We start from the raw sequence: 19,969 nt of genomic DNA, 5'->3' as shown, positions 1-19,969 counted from the left end.
CCTTTGTACTTTAGGCCACGGATCGGACACAGAATAACCCCTTTTTACGCAGAGGAATACCATGAAACACCTAATACTCGGACTGACCGCTTGTACGTTGTCCTTATCGTCCATGGCCCAGCAGGCCCCACGACCCTGTGGTACGGACCTTGAACGGCAACGTCTTATTGAGACCTATCCTGACTACCTTCAAATGGAGGCGGAAGCGGAAGCTGAAATGCGTGAATTGCTTCGGAACAGTGGCAATGAGCGCGATGAGAACACGCTCTACACGATCCCGATCGTTTTTCACATTATTCACCTGAACGGCAGAGAGAATATTTCCAACGAACAGATCCTCGATGCGGTTGAAGTGCTTAATCGTGATTTTCAATTGATGAACCCTGATTCCGCGAATGTGCATCCTGCATTTGCTGACCGGATCGGTAATCCACGGATGCAGTTCGTACTTCCTACAATTGACCCCTATGGCAATTGCACGAATGGTATTGAGCGCATTAAATCACCACAGACATTCCTTGGCGAGTCTTCTTCCAAATTCACTCCGTGGCCTCGTAATAAATACCTGAATGTCTGGGTTACGGACAAGATCGCAAGCGGTGCAGCAGGATATTTCAGTGGTGCGCCCAGTTTCGCTGATGGTGTTCTGATCCTTCATGATTATGTTGGACGGATCGGTACGGGTGCGGAATTCACTTCCCGCGCGCTGACCCATGAAGTGGGCCACTTCTTCGACCTGAATCACGTTTGGGGTGAGAACAATGGCGTACCAGGTGATAACGCAGGAATCCACATGCAGAATACCTGTGGTGATGATGGGGTGGAGGATACGCCGATAACGAAAGGATGGAATGTTTGCCCTAATGATGAATCGACATGGGCAGTTTGCGATCGCCAATCGATGCGCAACAGCATCTTCAATTTCGATGATGTAACCACTTCTTCCGGGACCGTGGACCCTTCAGTGGTGATACCTGCACTTGATTCCATCGATTTCCATGTGCGTGCCAATTTCAGTTCATTCAGTGCAACGGGCGTATCCGCTAATTCTGAAGTAGCTGGAAAGTTCGCATTCTCCAACTGGTCAACAGGGGCCAATGACGGGGAAACGGATTTTGCGGTGCTGAATGCGAACCCGATCAATGCTTCCAAGTATTATGAGATCACCGTTACTCCCGTGGTAACGGACTATATCTCGGTAACTTCCATCGACTTCAATATCGACCGGAATACTACAGGGGTGCGCACATTTGCTGTAAGGTCCGCGAATAACAATTTTACCACTAACCTTCCGCTCAACGTAAATGGGGACCCGAACATTTCCGTTCCAAGTGGAAATGTGGGCTTTTTCACCAACGACGCTACGGGGCAATCCGGTACGATCACTGTGACCGTTCCTGGTCATACCAATTCAGCTACACCTTTGACCTTCAGGATCTATGCGTGGAACGCGGAAGACGCGAACGGAACATTTATTCTGGATGAGGTAGTTGTAAAAGGTGTTATTGCGGCTGTTGAGAACGTGGAGAACTACATGGAGTATTCCTACTGCGCTAGTGCGCACATGTTCACCGATGGACAGGTTGCTCGCCTACGCGCTTTTGCTGAGACCACGACCAATCAGCGTAATAGCCTATGGAGCGATGCCACATTGCAAAGCACAGGTGTTGCTGATGGGTATCAGTGGAATTGTGCGCCAAAGGCGGATTTCTATGCTGTATTGGGTCCAAACTTCAATGGCACAACCGATATTCCATTCTCCCCTACTGCTTGTGCGGGTGATGTTGTTCGATTCATTGACAACTCGACAGGAGCTTTTCCTGAGGTTTGGGCGTGGACATTTGAAGATGGCACTCCATCAACTTCTACTGAGCGTAACCCCAATGTGGTTTTCAGTTCCCCCGGTTGGAAGACCGTTTCCATGGGTGTGAGCAATGCCAATGGTGGGGATACCAAAGTGGATCAATATGCGGTACTTATCGGCGGGAATGGGTTCGCAGAGCAAAGTAATTACAACGAAGATTTCGAGAACGTGGCCGAGGATCTGAACCCGTACATCGCCATGAACTATGCCGGCAATTTCACGCAATTCCGGAAGTACACTGATGGTGGACACAATAGCAATTCCTGTGCATTCCTGAACAGTGGTGATCGCTACCCGATCAACTTCATCGACCCAACGAACTTAGGTGACTATGATGAATTGCTGACACCAAGCTTCGACCTCCATTATTTCCAAAGCGCACAGATGTCCTTCTGGTATTCGTACAGTACAACAACCACCAATATCGACACGGTCAGTGAGCGTCTGGAGTTGTGGTCTTCTACCAATTGCGGGGCGACATGGCAAATACGTACCAACATCAACGAAGAAGAACTGATCACTAACGGAAACCTAATGGAAGGGCCTGGCACTTGGGAGCAAAAGACGATCACGCTTCCACCCTCCTTACTGAACCCGGATATCCGCTTCCGCTTCCGATACATCAGCAGCGAGTTCTCAGGTGATCTGTACATTGATGATATAAACATCAGTGGACCTGTAGGCATCGAAGCATTGGATGCACAACGTTTATTGAACGTATTCCCTAACCCTAGCAATGATCGCTTCACGGTTCAAGCATTCGGAATGGATAACTACAACACACAAGTTACCGTAACCGATATGCGTGGTGCAGTGATCTACAATAAGACCTTGGCTCCGACCGGTGACAATGGTATTGAGATCAGCAGCATTGAGCTGGGTATGGCCAACGGCTTGTACATCCTGCGTGTGAGCAACGAACTTGGTACCAGCACACAGAAACTAACAGTAGGTAAATAAGACCTGCTTCCATTACATGAAAAGGCCCGGAGCTCGCTCCGGGCCTTTTCATGTTCAAGTGTCCCGTCCTAGAACGTGCCGACGGAAAGCATGACCAACGTACATCCCTCCACGACCTCAATACCTTGATCGGCAGCTAACTTCGAGAGCCGTTCGTTCTCCGCACCCGGATTGAATATGATGCGCTTCGGTCTTAAGGCAAGAATGCGCTGCTCCCAAGCCTCCTGGTTCTGAGCGCTCATGTACATGGTAACCGTATCGATCGGCCCACCTTCCGGAATGGTGGTCACGATCGGCGTGCCTGCAATATCTCCTTCGCGCAGACCCACAGCCACTACAGGATGTCCCGCATCCAATAACCGGAGTGTGGCCTTGTTCGAATAGCGCTCAGGCTTTGAACTTGCACCAAGCACCAGTGTGAGTTTCCTTTCCATAATGCGTTCGTCGCGATGGTCGAATTTCCCTTACACGGCCATGCCGTTGCGTAGATCCTCGATCGTATTCTCCGGCAATTTATTCAGATCAAGTAAGAGCAATCCATCCAACGCATCGTTGAATTTAGGATCTCTGTTGAATCCGATGATCCGGCCATTGAGCAAGAGGTATTTCTTCAATAACACAGGCATTGCCTTTTCATTCGGATCCACGTCGGCGATCATTCTGTCCATCTTCTTCAGGTCTGCATTGGATGCTTCTACCAATGCCTCGCTATCCCCTTTATCCAATTTTACCCGGAAGCGATGTCGCGGCCGTACGTACTCGGCCAATGCGCCATCATAATGATTTCGCTGCACGAATTCCATGATCAGCATTCTGGAGAAGCGGCTGTAATTACCACTGATGCTTACCGGCCCGATCAAATATTGCTGATCCGGGTTCGCCGTTACGTGCAACATCAATCCACGCCAAAGCATGTACAGCGGAAGCCGTTGTCTTTGGTATTCAGAAGCAACGAATGACCTGCCCAATTCAAAACTTTTCCGCAGCACCTTCTCCATTGGGCGATCCATGCGGAACAGTGTATTCATATAGAATCCACGCTTTCCATAACGCGCCATGATCCGCCGACCATCTCCAATGCGATAGGCCCCTACTAGTTGCTCCTTTTCCCGATCCCAGAGGAATAAGTGGTCATAATACAGATCGAATTCATCCAGGTCAACCGCTTTGTTGGTTCCTTCTCCAACAGAACGGAACGTCAGTTCCCGCATGCGCCCGATCTCCCGCAATATCCTCGGGATCCGATGACTGGTGGACAAGTAAAGATCGAACTCACCTTGCGTGTTGATCTTCAGGTCAGCTATTTCGGCGATCTCGTTCACCAATTCCTTGGGGTCCACGCGTTGCTCAACCTCCTTTGGTCGTTGTGGAAAACGCAACGGATTGAACAGCTCGCGTTTTACTTGAAGGCCACTGCCCAATGCATACGTCTTGGCCCGCAGGAATCGTGTGAGCTGATCCGCTGAACGGAACGCAGCGATCTCATTGGGTGAGATCGGTCGCCCGATCCGCATGCGTAATGTTTTTCCGCGCATACGCATCATCTCGCTTGGAAGGGCCAATGTCCTGAGGTTGGGATTGATCATGCCGAGCATTTGGAACAGCATGCTGTTGGCGCCATCGAACCAGATCGGGATCACGGGCCTGCCGGATCGTTGGGCCATTTTTATTGCCGGCAGTTTCCAACGTGGGTCGGCCACGGCCTTTAGATCAGTGCGCCAGCTACTTACTTCACCTGCCGGGAATACTGCGAGCGCATGTCCTTCCGAAACGTGTTCCATTGCCTGTCGCATGCCCTGGAAACTGCTTTGCGATCTAAGTTGTTCGAATGGGTTAACGCCAATGAACCGATCCTTCAAAGGTTCCAACTGCTGCAGCAGGAAGTTGGCCATGACCTTCACATCCGGTCGCACCGATCCCAGAACGTTCACCAACGCCAATCCATCGATCGCTCCATACGGATGGTTCGCAACGAAGATCAATCCTCCTTCACGGGGTATGTTCTCCAGATCCTGCGGTGCAACCTCCAGTTCAAGTTCCAAATGGCGGAACACCGCGGCCGCGAATTCAAGATCTTTGAGGTCTTCAATGCCGTTGTAGAACCGTTCCAAGCGTTTAAGCCCGCTCACTTCGGTCAACAAGCGAATACGCGGATCGCCCGGACGCATGTGGCTGGCTTTTGCAAGGTCGGATGGATGCACCAATCGCTTCATGGAGGTGTGCGAATGTACCTCTCCGCCTGTTCATGGTCTTCCGGACGATCAGGGCTATCGCCTATTAAAATTCACGCAACCGAATTTCTGCGACCCTTTCTGGATCGAAATTCGTGCTGGGCACGGCCGAGACCTAATTTCTGTGACCCATTTCAGGGTCGCATAATGCAGATGCTTCGATCCGCCGTACGGCGGATCGAATAAATTAGAAAAACAGAACACGACACCCGTCTTTCGATCTGCCGTAGGGCAGAGTCGCACGATCTGAGTTTCAATGAATACAAAGGTTTAAGAGGCGATAGCCCTGCCCAGGCAATTGCAAACCAAAATTCCTTCGCGATCCAGCGGTAGCGATAGATCGGACCAGCAATGAAAGGATGCCTAGCATCGTAATTCCGAAGTTCCTCCGCTAGAGGTCCAGAATACCCACAATGCGTTCGCTCATAAGCTCACCTCCCGGATAATCACGGGTATAATCCAGATTGATCCAATGAAGGCCATCTGCATCGGTGTGGTGATAAAGTGGTGCATCGCCAACCTCCTTGGTGAACAATTCCTTGCGGATGAGGTAAGCTGCACGCTCCAATTGCTCATCCGTTCCGATCTTCATTTCTGGATAAACATGGCCCTCAGTACGCACCAAGCGCACTTCACCACCGATCGCCTTGATGCAGGTGGCCATAAGGACGGCATGATCATCACAATCGCCTGCCATTAGTTCCAAGCTCTCGTCCGGCGGTGCGAAATACTCCCCACCCTTCACGTCCGATACATATTTCCAATTGTGATTGATCTCCTTGAATATGGAAAAGGCCTGGACCATCGTGAACTCATTATTACCAACTTTCACATCACTGAAATTGGCGGTTGCCAGCTTTACGGCAGTCTTGCGTACTACAGGCTTCGGTTGCACTACCAATCGACGTAATTTGTCCGCATCATGGAAAGGTTTCAGCCGTTGCGACGCCAATGGGGCACTTGCTGCCGTATCCCGCAAGGACCGCAATAACTCCGCATAATCCTCATACATATTGCCGAAGGTGTAATGACCAATAACGCTGGACACGGTCAATGCCAATGCTCCTATGATCAGAACACCGTAGATTGCGATCTGAAAACGACGTACCAGAACAATGAAGGCGATCAGGATCACAACGAACGTAAGTATGTGATCCACACGCACACCCTCTCCAATAGGCAGGGTCAGTTCCGGCACGAATGGCAGCAGAATGATGAAGAGCGGCAAGGTCAAGAGCAAGGCAACGAGGTAGATGATCACCGCATGTGCCAAGCGATCACCTAACACCGAAGTGTGCGCTTTACTAGTTGTTTCAACCGCCGTCATCGTTTATTCGATCCAAGCCGTGGACCGGTGAAATTGCAACCGATCAACCTCTTTCTACGTTAAGGACGCTACAAAGTTGAGATCCGCATTTCCGCAAGACTTAAATTAACACGATTTAACCTCGATGCGATGTCTTCTTTTACCGCGCCGATCGCAGCTTTCATCAAAAAAAATAGGCTGTGGAACATTGCTTTGTTGATCCAAGGCCCACTTCGGGCTTGCAAAATTCGTTCCGGCGGGTAGATTTGCGCCCCATGCATTACCGCCTTCATCCGCTTCTGGTCCTTATTCTGGTGCTTTGCTATGCTGGTATTGCCAAAGCACAGGAGCTAAGCCCTGACATTGGAGGACCAGAAAGTGATGACGAAATTGAACTTTTATTGGAGGCCGACGATACGAAACCGAAAGACGCAGCCGCTAACGAAGCCGTAGACCTCTTGTGGGACGTGAACGATTCGTTATTCTTGATCCCAGGTTATGACCTTTACTGCCATTGGAACACGGATGCATTGTTCAACAATACCGGCACACATCCTTTCATGCATGACACGTTGCGCTTGTATCTGAGCCGTGATGATCATGATCATGAATTACCGTGCAAAGGCCCGATCACGTCCGGTTACGGGCCGCGAAAAGGACGCATGCACCGTGGAGTGGATATTGATCTAGCGACAGGAGACCCAGTTGTATGTTCGTTCCCTGGCATGGTGCGGATATCCCGTTACAGTAAGAGCTTTGGCCATGTCGTGGTCATACGCCATTACAATGGACTCGAGACCGTTTATGCACATATGAGTAAACGTAAGGTAACTACCGGTCAATTGTTGCAGGCAGGCGATACCTTAGGACTAGGTGGCAATACGGGCCGTAGCTTCGGCAGTCATTTGCATTTCGAGGTACGATTCCTTGACCAACCGATCGATCCAGCACTGGTGTTCGACCTGAGCGATGGAACCTTGAAGGCCAAGACGTTCGATATTACTCAAGACCTGTTCGGCGGAACAATACGATCCAAAGGACAGACATCCAGCAATAAGGTTCATATTGTTCGCAGAGGGGACACGCTTTCCGGCATTTCCAGGCGCTATGGCACCTCCGTTTATGCATTGTGTAAGCTGAACGGGATCAGTAAGACCCGAACTTTACAGCTGGGACAGAAGATCCGCTGTAACTAAGTTCTACAATAGGCCCTTAGTGCATCTGACCGATCAATCGATTGATCGTGGTGGCCAGTTCCACGTTATCTATCGGAGATAGAAAATAGTCCTTTCCAGAGCGTAGCCGCAGTAGAACAAGATCGTTCTTGGACTGCGGCATCTTGTCGATCATTGACCGGCCCATTCCAAAGGTGAAGGTGGTAAGACCTAGATCCACCGAACAGAACCGGGTCAGGTCCTTGATCAGGTCACTCGCTTTCATCCGTGATGCACTCTTACCCTCTCCACTTGACTTGGATCGGATGTACTCACGGGCTGCCATGCGATCGATCATACTGGCATCGACCAATTCCGACATTGGTACGGTCAGTTTGTTACGACCGTCATGCAGTATCAGCTTCTCCGTGCCCACGATATATGTGGATCGATTTCCAATATCCCGGAATAAAGCAATCGATACTCCAATGAATGCAACGGCGGCTATCCCCACTAGTGCCAACAAGCTGTCGGTCAACGCCACTGCTATGGCACCGATCAATACTGCAAAGGGGATAAGCCAGAGCATGAGGAGCGTATTGCTCCACATTCGTCTAGTACGAAACTTTCTAACTTTCATTCAGCCAAAGCGCTCCTTCTACATAGTGAAGCTCACCAGCGTTCTTATTCAACCCAGATCCGCATTGCAGGATCCGGGGTACTATGGGGCGGCTTGTACCACGCCACTTTTTGTACCGAAGGCGGGACTCGAACCCGCACGAGCTAAGCTCACACGCCCCTGAAACGTGCGCGTCTACCAATTCCGCCACTTCGGTATTGAACGGCTAATAATTCAGGGCTGCAAATGTAATACATGGTACATCCTCTTGTCCGATCAGAATTGGCCAATTTCACCAAAAACCTGAATAATGGCTTCAACGGCTATCGGCCATTCAGACTATCTTTCCGGCAATGGGCGATCAATTAGCACAGAACGGCTTCAAACGAATGATGGACGGACAACACGTGGACCTATTGGACCATGTACGTGCGGTCCTTGATTCCGACCCGAGTGTGACCGTGTATGTTGGTAGCGATAGTCATAATCGCTCGCACCACACCGTATATGCTACGACCGTGGTGCTGCGCTTCCATGAGAATGGCGCACAAGTGATCTACCGGCGAGAACGCGCCCCCAAGGTCAATGACCTGTGGACGCGCCTTTGGGGCGAAGTGGAGCGTAGTTTGGAAGTGGCCCGATACCTCAGCGATACGGGTCAAGTTCTTATTCATGGGATCGATATGGACATTAATAGCGATGAACGTTTCCCAAGCAATAAGCTGCATACTGCGGCTGTAGGATATATCCGAAGTTATGGTTACGAACCCCATACGAAACCGGAACTCCTGCCTGCTACGTGGGCTGCGAATGTGCTGTGCAATCGGGGGCGGCATTGACGATCCAACATGTTGCCCCCAATTAACTCAGTTCAGCGCGTTGTACTAGGATCAGAACCGAATGGCCTGAAAGCACGAAGCCCCCGAACCATAAATGGATCGAGGGCAACGTGACTCTTCAGATTGACCTCTGAACTACTTGGACACTGCTTTTAACGGCAGTCCATCGCTTAAGGTTTCGGAGGTCTTCAATTATTCTTGAATACCGATCAATTCTCGTCCGGTAGGAAGCTGTGCTTTTCCGAGTACCTCAACATTTGCCCAATATAATCGGAAGGGAAGCTCAATGTCACATCGGTCACATTGCCTTGTGCATCCTCAACTGCCGTCATTTCTGGCTGGATGAACCCGGAATACGGTGCGGTCTTGATCTTCTCCGCACGCTTAAGTACTTGCGCATGGAGGATAGGATCCACCTTCACGCCATAGTTCTCGACCAATGCCTTTCCGGCGGCGAAATCGCCTTGGCTCTTGATCCGTTGTACTTCACGTAGAAGATCACCGAACAGAACACGCAACTTGTCGTAGTCCTGGATATCGTAGTACGTGTTTCCATCGCGTTCCACTTTTGCGATCACATTGTCCTTGAGGCCTTTCTCGAAAACCCAAGCACTCACCCACATCCGGTTGCGCATATGAGCCTCCTCCACGTTCTTTCCGATCTTTAAGCGACGCAATTGCACTAATAGACCGTTGCGGATGTAGGAATCGTATTCCGCCTTACCCACTTCCAAGCTCGGCATAACACCTAGCTCCATCAGTTTTGGATCCAGAAGGTAATAGAGTGCAACAAGATCCGCACGCCCTTCTTCCAAGGTACTTGCGTAGTTCTTCAACGTAACATCCGGACCAGCAATTCCTTTTTCCAACTGACCACTAGCGTGACCCACTACCTCGTGCAATGCGGTGTGCAACTTACCAGCCAATTGTCCATGTTCCTTGGCACGCGCGATCTCCTCCGGATCATTGCAGAACACTTCCAGACTGCTGGAACCAGTGCTCTTCTCATACGCATCGCTGATGTTGCCAAGGCTTACGCTCTTCGAACCATGTGTTGCCCGGATCCAGTCCGCGTTAGGTAGGTTAACACCGATCGGTGTGCTTGGAGCAGCATCGCCAGCCTCGCCAACCGTATTGATGAAGCGATAGGTGATACCGACCACGTCCTTCTTTTTATGCTCCGGCTTTAGCGGGCTATTGTCCTCGAACCATTGCGCATTCTCCATGATCTTGCTCATGGCCTTGCTCGCTTCTGGATCGTTCACCTCCACGATCGCCTCATAGCTACCTCGCTTGCCCAATGGATCGTTGTATACCTCAACGAATCCGAGGATATAATCCACTGTGCTCTTGGTGTCCTTTACCCAGGCCACATTGAAATCATCCCAGGTCTTCAGATCTCCTGTGCGATAGTATTTTATCAGTAGTTCCAACGCAGTACGCTGTTCCGGTGTTTCCGATACGGTCATGGCCTTCTCCAACCATTTCACGCTCTCTTCCAAAGCCGGGCTGTACATCCCACCAACCTTGTACACCTTCTCCATGAGCTTACCGTCCTTATCCTTTACCAGCTTGCTGTTCAATCCATAACTCAATGGCTCAGCATCATCCAAACTTCCCATTGTTGCATAGAATGCTTCTACATCTTTCGCTGTAACACCTTCTCCGTAGAAGTTCACTGCACTGGACGTAACTAGATCCGAATTATCGTCAAGGCTCACTTTCTTAGCATCCACGCTCGGGTCGAAAATGGCAGCGAGCACATCACTTGAAAGGCTTGATCCGCTCTCCTTCAATACCGCTTCGAACCACGCTTGGCCGAACTCTGGCGTATGCTTATCCATACTGTAATGGTGGTGGATACCGCTGCTGAAGAACACTTGTTTGGCGTAGGTCATGAAGTTGGTCCAATCGGCCGTGGTCTTATCGCCTTTGTAATTCTTGATCACGGCTTCCAAAGCACGACGGATCTTCAGGTTATGCTTGTAGTTCTGGTCGTACATGATATCGCGCCCAGCAAGACCCGCCATGTTCAGGTAATAGCACATCTGCTTCTGCTTCAAGCTAAGCAGGTCCCATCCTGGAACCCGGTATCGCAGGATCCGAATATCAGCGAATTGGTCCGCTTCCCATTCGAACAAGGAATCCGGAACTACCGTGGCGGTGCTATCGGTCGTTGTGGTGGACTCGGGTGTATTGCCGGATCCACAGGCCATGAATAATGGAGCTATGAGAAATGCAAAAAGTACGTTACGCGTCATAGGATGTCTAGGTTTGGGCGGTGAATATAACCCCAACCTGAGAAATGTAAGGTGCTTTATCACTTCACCCTGAAAGCCTTAACCCTTCTTTGATATTTGCAGCAACCGCGCTTTGGCTTCCTCCATCACTTTTTTCATACGGTGGTACGCCGCGAGCTGCTTGTTATAGCGCTTGAGGTCCGATGGGTCCAACTGAGCCACATGCAATAGATCCATTTTGTCGGCAAGGTCATGGATCTTTACCCGAATGGCCAACCCATCAAGCATTACGCGGTCTATATACGCCTCATAGGTTTCCGGAGGAATTCGACTGATGTGCTCCAATGCCTTCAGAATACGCGCCGAGAATCCCCTTTCCGCCAGATCCGATACCGTTAGGTTGCTACGCTCCAGCACATCATGCAACGCACCCAGGATCTGTTCATCCAGGTCGTGGCCACGCATCATCACACGCATTACGTGCAGGATGTAAGGTTTTCCGAAACGATCCACTTGTCCCCGATGGACCTTTGCAGCAATACGGATCGCTGTTTCGAGCAGGTGATCTTCCATACTTGGACTACTTGTTCAATGGGAGTCTAAGATCCAAGGCTTGTCTGTTCCTACCTATTACACCAAAGTCGGTCTCCATCCGAAATTCCTTCGTATTAGGACGTTCCGCATTTATTTCCGGTGCTGAAACAACGGTTCCCAGCGGCTGTGCGAACTTGAAGCTGAACTTGTATTTCATGGTCTCCAACATGGCGCTCATGTCCATGTCCGAGCTGTCTTCACCTTCCGCTTCATCCTCATTCGCTGTTTCGGCCATGCCAGCGCCCAATTCATAAGCGTGATCATTGTTCACCCGCACTAGGTCGTTGCCTTCCCATTTGAAGAACTCCGTGGTAGTACCCGAGCTATCCTTCATCAACACATTCAACGCGGCATTCAGCGCAACAAGGTCCTTGAACTTGAAGCTGACACGTTGAACCAATTCCACCTTCTTGTTCACCTTCACCTTTTGGATTCCCGGGATCTTCTGCAATGCTGCTACCTCTTCATCCATGTCCATGGTACTGAGACCTTTCGTACCACTAGCACCGCCATCCTTGCCGCCGCCGTCAAGGCTCTTCATAATCTCCCCCAGTTCACTCAGGTCCACCACATATTCCATGGTGCCACTTCCATCTTTCTTGAACACATAGTTCTCCTCAATGGTCAAACAACCGGTGAAGAACATTAGGATAATTGCTGCTAGAAGCGGACGAAGTGTATGGCGCATGATCTGATCTAAGATGGGTTGCAAGTTATGTGATCAATGAATGTACCACTGTGCCAGATGGCATTATTTCCACAACCGATATACCATAACGCAAAAGCCCCCCGACATGATCGAGGGGCTTTTGCAATTAATGTTCTGATCTGATCAACGCACCAATGGCACACGGAAGCTCTGTACAAGATCTCCATTGGTGACTCGTACGAACCAGATACCCGAGTTCAATGCATCCGTAGCAATTACCGTGCGGCCCGGTGCTGCTGCGATCTGGCGCTGAATGTGCAGGCGACCTGTTGCATCCAACACTTCCACTTTCACAGTGCCTTCGGTGAAGCTATGCTCCATTACGATGCCTTGTGCGTTGCTCCACACATTGAGACCTGCCGCAGCAATGGTCGCAACACCTGTGCTCACTTGAACCACGACATCCTGTGTGGTGATCACTGCACAATCATCAGCAGTTACTTCCAACGATACCGTGTACGTACCAGGCTCGGTGTAGGTGTGCACCGGGTTCGTCTCTGTGCTCGTGGTGTTATCTCCGAAGTTCCAGAAGAAATCTCCGTATACCGTGCTGTTGTTGGTGAAGTCAATGGCTTCATTCACAATAGCTGTTGCCGGTGCATCGAATGCAGCAACTACTTCGGTAGCGTCGATATCGATGTAGAGATCCTGAACGATTTCACCACACACTGCATTGGTGCTGATGTGTACGGTGTAGTTCCCTGCATTGCCCGTGCTGAACGTATTCTCACCCGTAGCTCCGAGTTGCTCCAGAATAACGGTGCCAGTTGGTGTGGTCCATGTGATATCGGCGGTGTTGTTGCCTAGATCAACCGTTGCAGAACCATTTGCGCCGCAAAGACCAGGCTCCAGTGTCATTGGAACAGCAGCCGTGCTGTGGATCATGAAGCGTGGTGTGGTGCTTGCTCCAGCAGCAAGTTGGAAACTGTATTGCACGCCATCGGTCAATGCGGTGATGGTTCCTGTCTGGAGGTCTTCCAACCACATGCACGAGAAGGGGTTTCCGCTGATCCCTGCTGTGATGGTGTACGTACCAGCAACATAGCTCTGCACTTTAACAGGAATGCTCAACCCTTCGGTGATCGCGCCGTATTTATTGAATACCATGGACTCACCGGTAGATGCCAAGGTAGCGATCATTGGTGCGGATGGATCGCTGAAGAAGATCTTCGGCGCATCGATCGGCTCGAACTCAGGAACGCCGAGATCGAAAACAACCACGGCATTATCGTTGAAGCTATTCATACTGCTGCTGATGTTCAATCGAACGATCGGGAAAGCCGGCACTTGCAAGCCACCGAACAACGGACCACCATTGCCAGCAACCTTTGCTGTTTCAGCAACCGAACTGTTCGTAGGACTTGCTGCAGTCGCTTTCAACCAGAAACCTTGTGAGCTGGCGATATCACCGTTCAAGTTCGTACCCGAACTGGACTGTGTTCCTTCATCCCAGGTCTCCGTAGAACCGTCGAAGGGATCGTAGACGTAGTATCCATTGAACGTATTCGCTCCCAATGTCACTTCCGTGAAGTCGATGGCAGATGGAAGCGGGTTGCTCACCAAGTTCCAACCATCTTCAGTAGCACCACTGCCAGTTGTGAAGGTCACTTCAAGATCAATAGGGCCGCTCGCGATGTTCGGTGGACCGGTTACATCTACAGTAAACGCAGCAGTAGTTGTGAGGTTATCACCGCACCATGCCGCGAATCCTTTGCCAGCATCCAACAGTACAGCCGTACTCATTACGCCTTCCAAACCTGCATCTGCAAGACCTGTATTGGTCTCGTCATAATCACGAATGCTCGGCCAGAGGATGTTGCTTCCCACAGGGTTATCGAAGTTAGGATAATCCGATCCGGTGAACCCGGCGGTAATGAAGTCCGCATCCCAATCCGCAATGTCAGCTCCATCCACTGGACTACCTAGCAAACGCCAGCGGGTAGCACCTGCAGGAATGTAACGCTGCACGGTCATATCACCGGAGTAGTTGGCCGTAGCTCCTACTTGACCCAAGTTACCAGTGTTGGTCGCATCACTCAGGAGGCGAACCGTTCCACCCGTCGCATCGAATGTACCGTCAACGATATCCAACGTACCGGTGAAATCCACGTTACCGGTCAATGTGGTACCCGCTGCTGTGCTAACGGTAAGGTTGGACAATACTGGAGTTCCTGAAGTACCCAACGCAGTTGCCGATGTGCTCAGCAATGCCAAGGTGGATCCATACGCTGCGGTAATGGTTCCATCAAGATCAGCGGCGGTTCCGAAAGCACTCAGGGTTATGCCAGTGTTCAATACCAATCCGCTGCCCGTCTGCACGTCCAAGTTGCGGACGTACGTGTCGTTGTTCACGGTGACCACGTGCGTGTTCTGCAACACCATGTTATCGCCGATCGTGAAGTTCACTGCTCCAGGTGTACCCATCATCGCAGTGGACCAGATCTCATCATTCACAGCACCTGTGGACTGGCTGTAATAGGTATTTCCACAGCTTACGTTGCTGAATGCGAAATCATCGAACTTCAAAAGTCCACCGAGCGAGGCGGAGTAAGCGGCATATTGAGCCACGAAATCCATAGTAGTGTACGTCGCGTCCGTGCCGGTTCCTTGAGAAGCCAATGCATCAAAGCCGCCGTTTGTATCCAAGAACAATTCCCAAACACCTGCAGCGCTGCGCGTTACCCGGAATCCGGTCTCACCGGTATTCCAATCATAAGCGCTGGTGACGATCGCAGTGCGCGTTCCGCTGATCCCGTTATCCACCCGCCACAGCGTAACGAGATCCGTTGAACCAAGCAGATTCACGCCGACAGCGTAACCATCCACGGTGCCGGAACTCACATTCGCTTCGTTGGCGGCAATCCAGAACCAGAACTTGTTGGATGTCGAAGGATCGTTGTTGTAGCCGTTCTGCCACTGCCATGAAGCTGCGCCCGTAGAAAGGTCCACACCGCCCATGGCCTTGCTGATGTAGCTGGAGCCCGCCACATTCTGATCCACTTCGCGCAGTGAGTATGCACCGTTGATCGGGTTCACGCTGCTTGCCGACCAGCGACCAGCCGCATTCTCCACCCAACCGTTGAAGTTGCCGTCTTCGAAATCATCCTGTACGGTGGCGGCGAAAGCATCGTTATCCGTAACGGTTAGCACGTTGGTGGCTTGCGAACCGATGAACGGAATGCCTTGACCACCACCGATGTTCTGCAACGTGAACGTCAAGCTCTCTGGACCTTCGCAAAGCATATCGTCAGTGATGGTGATGGTTACCGTTTCGATGTCACTGCTCGTCGCTGGGAATGTTACGGTTTGCGTGGTGTAGCTGTTCACATCTGCTGCACTGCCACTCGTGATAGCCACATCAACTGTGGTCGCCGTTCCAGATGGGTTGGTGATCGCCAAGGTGAGTGCCACCGTACCGCCGCCTTCAGTTCCGCTGGATGTTGCCGAGACGAACTCCACGCTGGTGCAGAGGTCGTTGTCCGTGATCTCCAAGTCGTACTCATCATTCGTTCCAACAACAGCTGTGCCCTGTCCGCCGGTGATGTTCTGCAACTGGAACGTAATGGTCGCATCGCCATCGCAAAGGCTATTGTCGGTAACGGTGATCGTTAATGTTTTGTCCGCACCACTTCCTCCAGGGAAATTGACCGTTTGGGTGGTATAGCTATTCACACGACCCGGAGCACCAACGATGATCACCACATCCACATCGGTATCGACCGTAGGGTCTTCATCGGTGATCTCCAAGGTGAGGTCTACTGTTCCAACATCTTCGCTAACAGTGCTGCCTGTGGTTGCGAATTGGACGGAGGTGTTGGACCCCGAAACAGTTCCGTTTGTGGTGACATTATCTATCGATAGACCCGGAAGGCTACACCTGTGCCAACTGGATGTATTCGCCCAACGGACTTAGCCGCTTGATTCTCACACGCGCTGGGAAGTGTTCCACCTACTGTGTTTTAACACGCTACAGTTCCGCCTGTCTGAGAAAAGTGGATTGAGCTGGGAACGTAAGGAGTTATCGTCGTCCATGAACCAGACGTACCAACACGATATTGGCAGACAACACCTATAGCTCGGCCGGTCGTAACGGAGATCATTTCTACATCGTAACCGACGACAACATTGACATAACCTGTTGAATTAAGTGCCATGGCGATCTGATTAACTCCATTCGTACCGTTTGAGCTCGTTTGAATGTAGAATCTTGCGTTGGAACCATTTGCTAAACCGTGTGACCCGCCTGTAGCTGTCGCCATTGTTTGGGCAGCTATGGTCGCATCTCCAGACGGTACAGACCCCTCGGCTAGAGCTTGAGTGCTAACAGTTCCTCCGCTCAATCCGTTCCAACTAATGAAACCAGTTGGTGGTGAGGTGAATGTGGCTGTACCAAAATTCTCTGTAAACGGTATTGCTCGTGCTGTTGGATTGGACTGCGACCAACCAATCGATGGACAGAGAACACCTACTCCAATTGCAAAATGTAGCAGGGTATTGTGAAAAGATCGAATCGTAAAGGAATTCCTCATGGAATAGGGGTTTGGTCCTTGGCTGGGTGGTCCAAGGTGTTTGGGTTTATGAAATAGTGGCACAATTTACGGCAAACCTATTGATCGGCAAGCTATTGTTGATTACTTGCTAACACCGGATCATTCGCGGGATAGGCACATTTGGGACGGTCCGGGTGGTGGGTGGTCACCCTAAAGTTTGCACAGCCGGAGGATGGATTCCGGTTAATCTCCATTAAACGCTTCAGACTGCTCCGTGATGCGTAGCCATAGGCTACGTTAATAGTTGCATGCGGGCGTAGCCAAAGGCAACGCCTAGTTCAGTACCTCACCCTGCCGTTCGGCAGGCGAGGTCCCGGCCTCCGCCATGCGGCGGAAGAGAGGGGGATATGGCTTATGGGTTGTTTTTTGTATTAGCTTTTGGTAACAATGGACTTGAATGGACTCGTATGGACTCCCGTTCTTCACTATGTGATGAACGCTGTTGCTTTGCAACAGCACGGGTTCCTTCTTTCATCGCTTGCTTCTTTTGTGAACCCGTAGGGAGTCCCCGGCGTGCGCCGGGGTAAACCTCGACTCCGACATTTTCATTCTGAAAATGTCAAAGGTGCCTTTCAGCACCTTTAACGGGTTCACAAACTAAAAAAGCGCCTTGCGGCGCTTAGTTAGTTTGTGAACCCGTAGGGAGTCGAACCCCAAACCTCCTCATCCGTAGTGAGGTGCTCTATCCAATTGAGCTACGGGTCCATTTTTTAATGGGCCGCAAAGATAGAATAAAGAAGTGAACCATTGCAGTGTGTTGTTGAATGATCAATGGAGCGCATTGGATCGACCGCTTGCGCTACACCCAACCGTTCATTTTGTAGTAGCCATAGGCCACGAGTTCCCGCAGGCAGGTGACCTCCAGCTTCAAATAATTCCAGAAATTATAGCGTAGCGCTAGGTTATCGCCTAGATCAGGCACATATGCTTTTCCACCGATCTTCTTGTGGCGGTAACTGAGGTCGATGAACATGGGATTATCGAACGCAGGCACTCCGGATACGTTGGTATAGCCCAATTTCCGGAAGACCGCTAAGCTGCGGTACATGTTCTCCGGTGCCGTAACCAGCGCGACCTGTTCCAGTTTCATTGAGGGGTCATTCTCCGTTAGCAACAAGGCCTGTTCCCGTGTATTCGTGCCTTGCAATGCCATGCTGATCCGTGATACTGCAACGCCTCGGATGATGAGTTCTTCTGCCATGAGCTCCGCCACGGTGGTATCCAATGGGTGCACGAGCAGTATACGTGCCGAGGGGTTGTCCATTGCTACTTCAGCAGCATAATGCAACCGCAACAATTCCGGTCCGGAGGGCATTCCTGATCCACCCAGAACAATGATGCTATTGACCGGGCCCGTTGTAACGCCACCTGCCATCCCCAGCCAGCGATGCATGTGGTACGGCGCACTGGTGAATGCTCCCACAACCAGCACGATCGCAATTCCACCGACCCAAGGTAACGTCTTGATCAATGATCTTTTGGCAAAGCCCAACACCTGCTTTCCAACGTTGGACAACTTGCCAAGGCTTTTGGATATGAAGCTTGTATTGGTGGGCATCTCAGTTTACCTGGACCTGAATATGCCTGAAGGTAGTTCGCACTACGGTTTGTAGTACTTCAACGCCTCGTCCATGTACGCATTGAGATCGGCGACACGGCGTTCATCACTTGGGTGCGTGCTGAGTATTTCCGGCGGTGCTGCTCCCCCACCCGCGCTCATGCGCTCCCAGAAGATCGGTGCTTCGCGTGGATCGTATCCGGCCATTGCCATGAATACCAATCCCATTTTATCGGCTTCGCTTTCCTGCTTCCTTCCGTAGGCCAATAAACCCAGCTGAGAGCCGATACCATAGCTCTGGAGAAATATATTGCCGACCAAGGTCGGGTTCTCATCGTTCGCAACGGACAGCACTGTGCCCAACCCTTGCGCGGTTACTGCTTGGCTCATGCGTTCATTTCCATGGCGGGCAATGGCATGCGCGATCTCATGGCCCATGACCACAGCTAAGCCATTGTCATTCTGGGTTACAGGCAGTATCCCGGTGTAGACAACCACTTTTCCTCCGGGCATGCACCACGCGTTCACGGTAGGGTCATCGACCACGTTGAATTGCCAATCGAACCCATTGATCCGGTTGGATGCATTGTTATCCGCCAGGAATTTGGTGGCAGCTGCTGCAAGTTTCTCCCCGATCGTGCGCACGCGGACCACATTATCATTCGCTGGAGGTAGCGGTTGATTCTCTCCCAGGAAACCTGCGTATTGGGTGTTGGCCATGGCCATCATTTCACCCTCACTCACAAGATTCAATTGGCGGCGGCCCGTAATGGGCACTTTCGCGCAGGCTTCGAGCATAACGAAACCCAATAGCACGATGGCTACTTTACTTTTCAGGATGTTCATTGGATGTCTGCACTCAAACCCCGTTCCAAAAGTTGTGTACACCGCGGTTCCAGTTGATCGAAGGTTCCACGCTTAACGCTGCATTTACCGTTGTAGTGTACGATGGAAGCACATTGTTCCGCTTGGATCTCATCGTGTCCGCAGATGTCGATCAAGCACATGATGACATGGTCGAATGTATTGACATCATCGTTGTGCAGGACGATCTCACGGATGGGGCCTGTCTCGTAAAGGACCTCAGCGAGCAGTGCTTCTTCAGGGGAATACTGTGCGTGCATGGGCGGCAAAGTTATGCCATCTCTGGATCATTGGTTTGAACCGAATGATGTCTACTTGACCGTAATGTATTGTGCTCTCTATGCATGGTGACCTTATTACCGTTAATGTCCCGCATCAACAGTGCGGGAGTTGATGAACGTGAATGAATATTTTCTTGCTGTCTTGCTTCGCTCGGTCAGTGAACCACAGATGGACGCGGATGTTCGGGTCACGGGGTTAC

At 51.0% G+C, this 19,969-nt stretch carries 14 protein-coding genes and 2 tRNA genes; 3 read left to right on the top strand and 13 right to left on the bottom strand.

Annotation, left to right across the window (positions count from 1 at the left end):
- The first annotated feature begins 61 nt into the window (after nt 1-61).
- Nucleotides 62-2,824 (top strand): T9SS type A sorting domain-containing protein, encoded by a 2,763-nt coding sequence (locus IPF95_12790; GenBank protein ID MBK6475565.1) that lies wholly within the window; start codon nt 62-64, stop codon nt 2,822-2,824.
- Between the two features lie 68 nt (nt 2,825-2,892).
- Here IPF95_12790 and IPF95_12785 read toward each other — a convergent pair whose 3' ends face one another.
- The 3 genes from IPF95_12785 to IPF95_12775 all read right to left on the bottom strand — a co-directional run bounded on the left by IPF95_12785 (nt 2,893) and on the right by IPF95_12775 (nt 6,382).
- The gene (locus IPF95_12785; GenBank protein ID MBK6475564.1) at nt 2,893-3,258 is read right to left on the bottom strand and encodes a CoA-binding protein; all 366 of its coding nucleotides are present in this window, start codon (nt 3,256-3,258) and stop codon (nt 2,893-2,895) included.
- Between the two features lie 30 nt (nt 3,259-3,288).
- Nucleotides 3,289-5,037 carry a lysophospholipid acyltransferase family protein gene (locus tag IPF95_12780; protein ID MBK6475563.1) on the bottom strand — a complete coding sequence of 583 codons (1,749 nt, stop codon included), beginning with the start codon at nt 5,035-5,037 and terminating at the stop codon, nt 3,289-3,291.
- A gap of 409 nt (nt 5,038-5,446) precedes the next feature.
- Complete coding sequence (locus tag IPF95_12775; protein MBK6475562.1) at nt 5,447-6,382, bottom strand: transglutaminase family protein; 936 nt, start codon at nt 6,380-6,382, stop codon at nt 5,447-5,449.
- A gap of 254 nt (nt 6,383-6,636) precedes the next feature.
- Here IPF95_12775 and IPF95_12770 point away from each other — a divergent pair, with 254 nt between their 5' ends.
- Nucleotides 6,637-7,557 carry a peptidoglycan DD-metalloendopeptidase family protein gene (locus IPF95_12770; protein ID MBK6475561.1) on the top strand — a complete coding sequence of 307 codons (921 nt, stop codon included), beginning with the start codon at nt 6,637-6,639 and terminating at the stop codon, nt 7,555-7,557.
- A gap of 16 nt (nt 7,558-7,573) precedes the next feature.
- Here the strand turns inward: IPF95_12770 and IPF95_12765 are convergent, their stop codons facing one another.
- On the bottom strand, nt 7,574-8,155 hold the full coding sequence (locus tag IPF95_12765; GenBank protein ID MBK6475560.1) for a hypothetical protein: 582 nt from the start codon (nt 8,153-8,155) through the stop codon (nt 7,574-7,576).
- Between the two features lie 113 nt (nt 8,156-8,268).
- Nucleotides 8,269-8,351 (bottom strand) — tRNA-Leu (locus IPF95_12760).
- Nucleotides 8,352-8,487: 136 nt separating this feature from the next.
- Between IPF95_12760 and IPF95_12755 the strand changes: the two genes are divergently transcribed.
- Nucleotides 8,488-8,973, top strand: a complete 486-nt coding sequence (locus IPF95_12755; protein MBK6475559.1) for a hypothetical protein — start codon at nt 8,488-8,490, stop codon at nt 8,971-8,973.
- A gap of 209 nt (nt 8,974-9,182) precedes the next feature.
- On the opposite strand, the gene IPF95_12750 is transcribed toward IPF95_12755, so the two are convergent.
- The 8 genes from IPF95_12750 to IPF95_12715 form a co-directional block, all read right to left on the bottom strand.
- Nucleotides 9,183-11,189 carry a dihydrofolate reductase gene (locus IPF95_12750; protein MBK6475558.1) on the bottom strand — a complete coding sequence of 669 codons (2,007 nt, stop codon included), beginning with the start codon at nt 11,187-11,189 and terminating at the stop codon, nt 9,183-9,185.
- 123 nt (nt 11,190-11,312) lie between these two features.
- Nucleotides 11,313-11,786, bottom strand: coding sequence for a phosphohydrolase (locus IPF95_12745; GenBank protein MBK6475557.1), 474 nt, complete (start codon nt 11,784-11,786; stop codon nt 11,313-11,315).
- Nucleotides 11,787-11,793: 7 nt separating this feature from the next.
- On the bottom strand, nt 11,794-12,495 hold the full coding sequence (locus IPF95_12740; GenBank protein ID MBK6475556.1) for a hypothetical protein: 702 nt from the start codon (nt 12,493-12,495) through the stop codon (nt 11,794-11,796).
- A 144-nt stretch (nt 12,496-12,639) separates the two neighbouring features.
- Nucleotides 12,640-16,263 (bottom strand): PKD domain-containing protein, encoded by a 3,624-nt coding sequence (locus IPF95_12735; GenBank protein MBK6475555.1) that lies wholly within the window; start codon nt 16,261-16,263, stop codon nt 12,640-12,642.
- A gap of 1,434 nt (nt 16,264-17,697) precedes the next feature.
- Nucleotides 17,698-17,771 (bottom strand) — tRNA-Arg (locus IPF95_12730).
- Between the two features lie 94 nt (nt 17,772-17,865).
- Nucleotides 17,866-18,582 carry a YdcF family protein gene (locus IPF95_12725; GenBank protein ID MBK6475554.1) on the bottom strand — a complete coding sequence of 239 codons (717 nt, stop codon included), beginning with the start codon at nt 18,580-18,582 and terminating at the stop codon, nt 17,866-17,868.
- Nucleotides 18,583-18,666: 84 nt separating this feature from the next.
- Nucleotides 18,667-19,470 (bottom strand): M48 family metallopeptidase, encoded by an 804-nt coding sequence (locus tag IPF95_12720; protein MBK6475553.1) that lies wholly within the window; start codon nt 19,468-19,470, stop codon nt 18,667-18,669.
- Complete coding sequence (locus IPF95_12715) at nt 19,467-19,748, bottom strand: ATP-dependent Clp protease adaptor ClpS (GenBank protein ID MBK6475552.1); 282 nt, start codon at nt 19,746-19,748, stop codon at nt 19,467-19,469. The genes IPF95_12720 and IPF95_12715 overlap by 4 nt, the downstream gene beginning before the upstream one ends.
- Nucleotides 19,749-19,969 lie beyond the last annotated feature (221 nt).

It is taken from the genome of Flavobacteriales bacterium (assembly GCA_016704485.1).
GTDB lineage: Bacteria > Bacteroidota > Bacteroidia > Flavobacteriales_F > PHOS-HE28 > PHOS-HE28.
The sequence above is the reverse complement of the archived record's forward strand: the minus strand, read 5'-3'. Positions and strand labels throughout refer to the sequence as shown.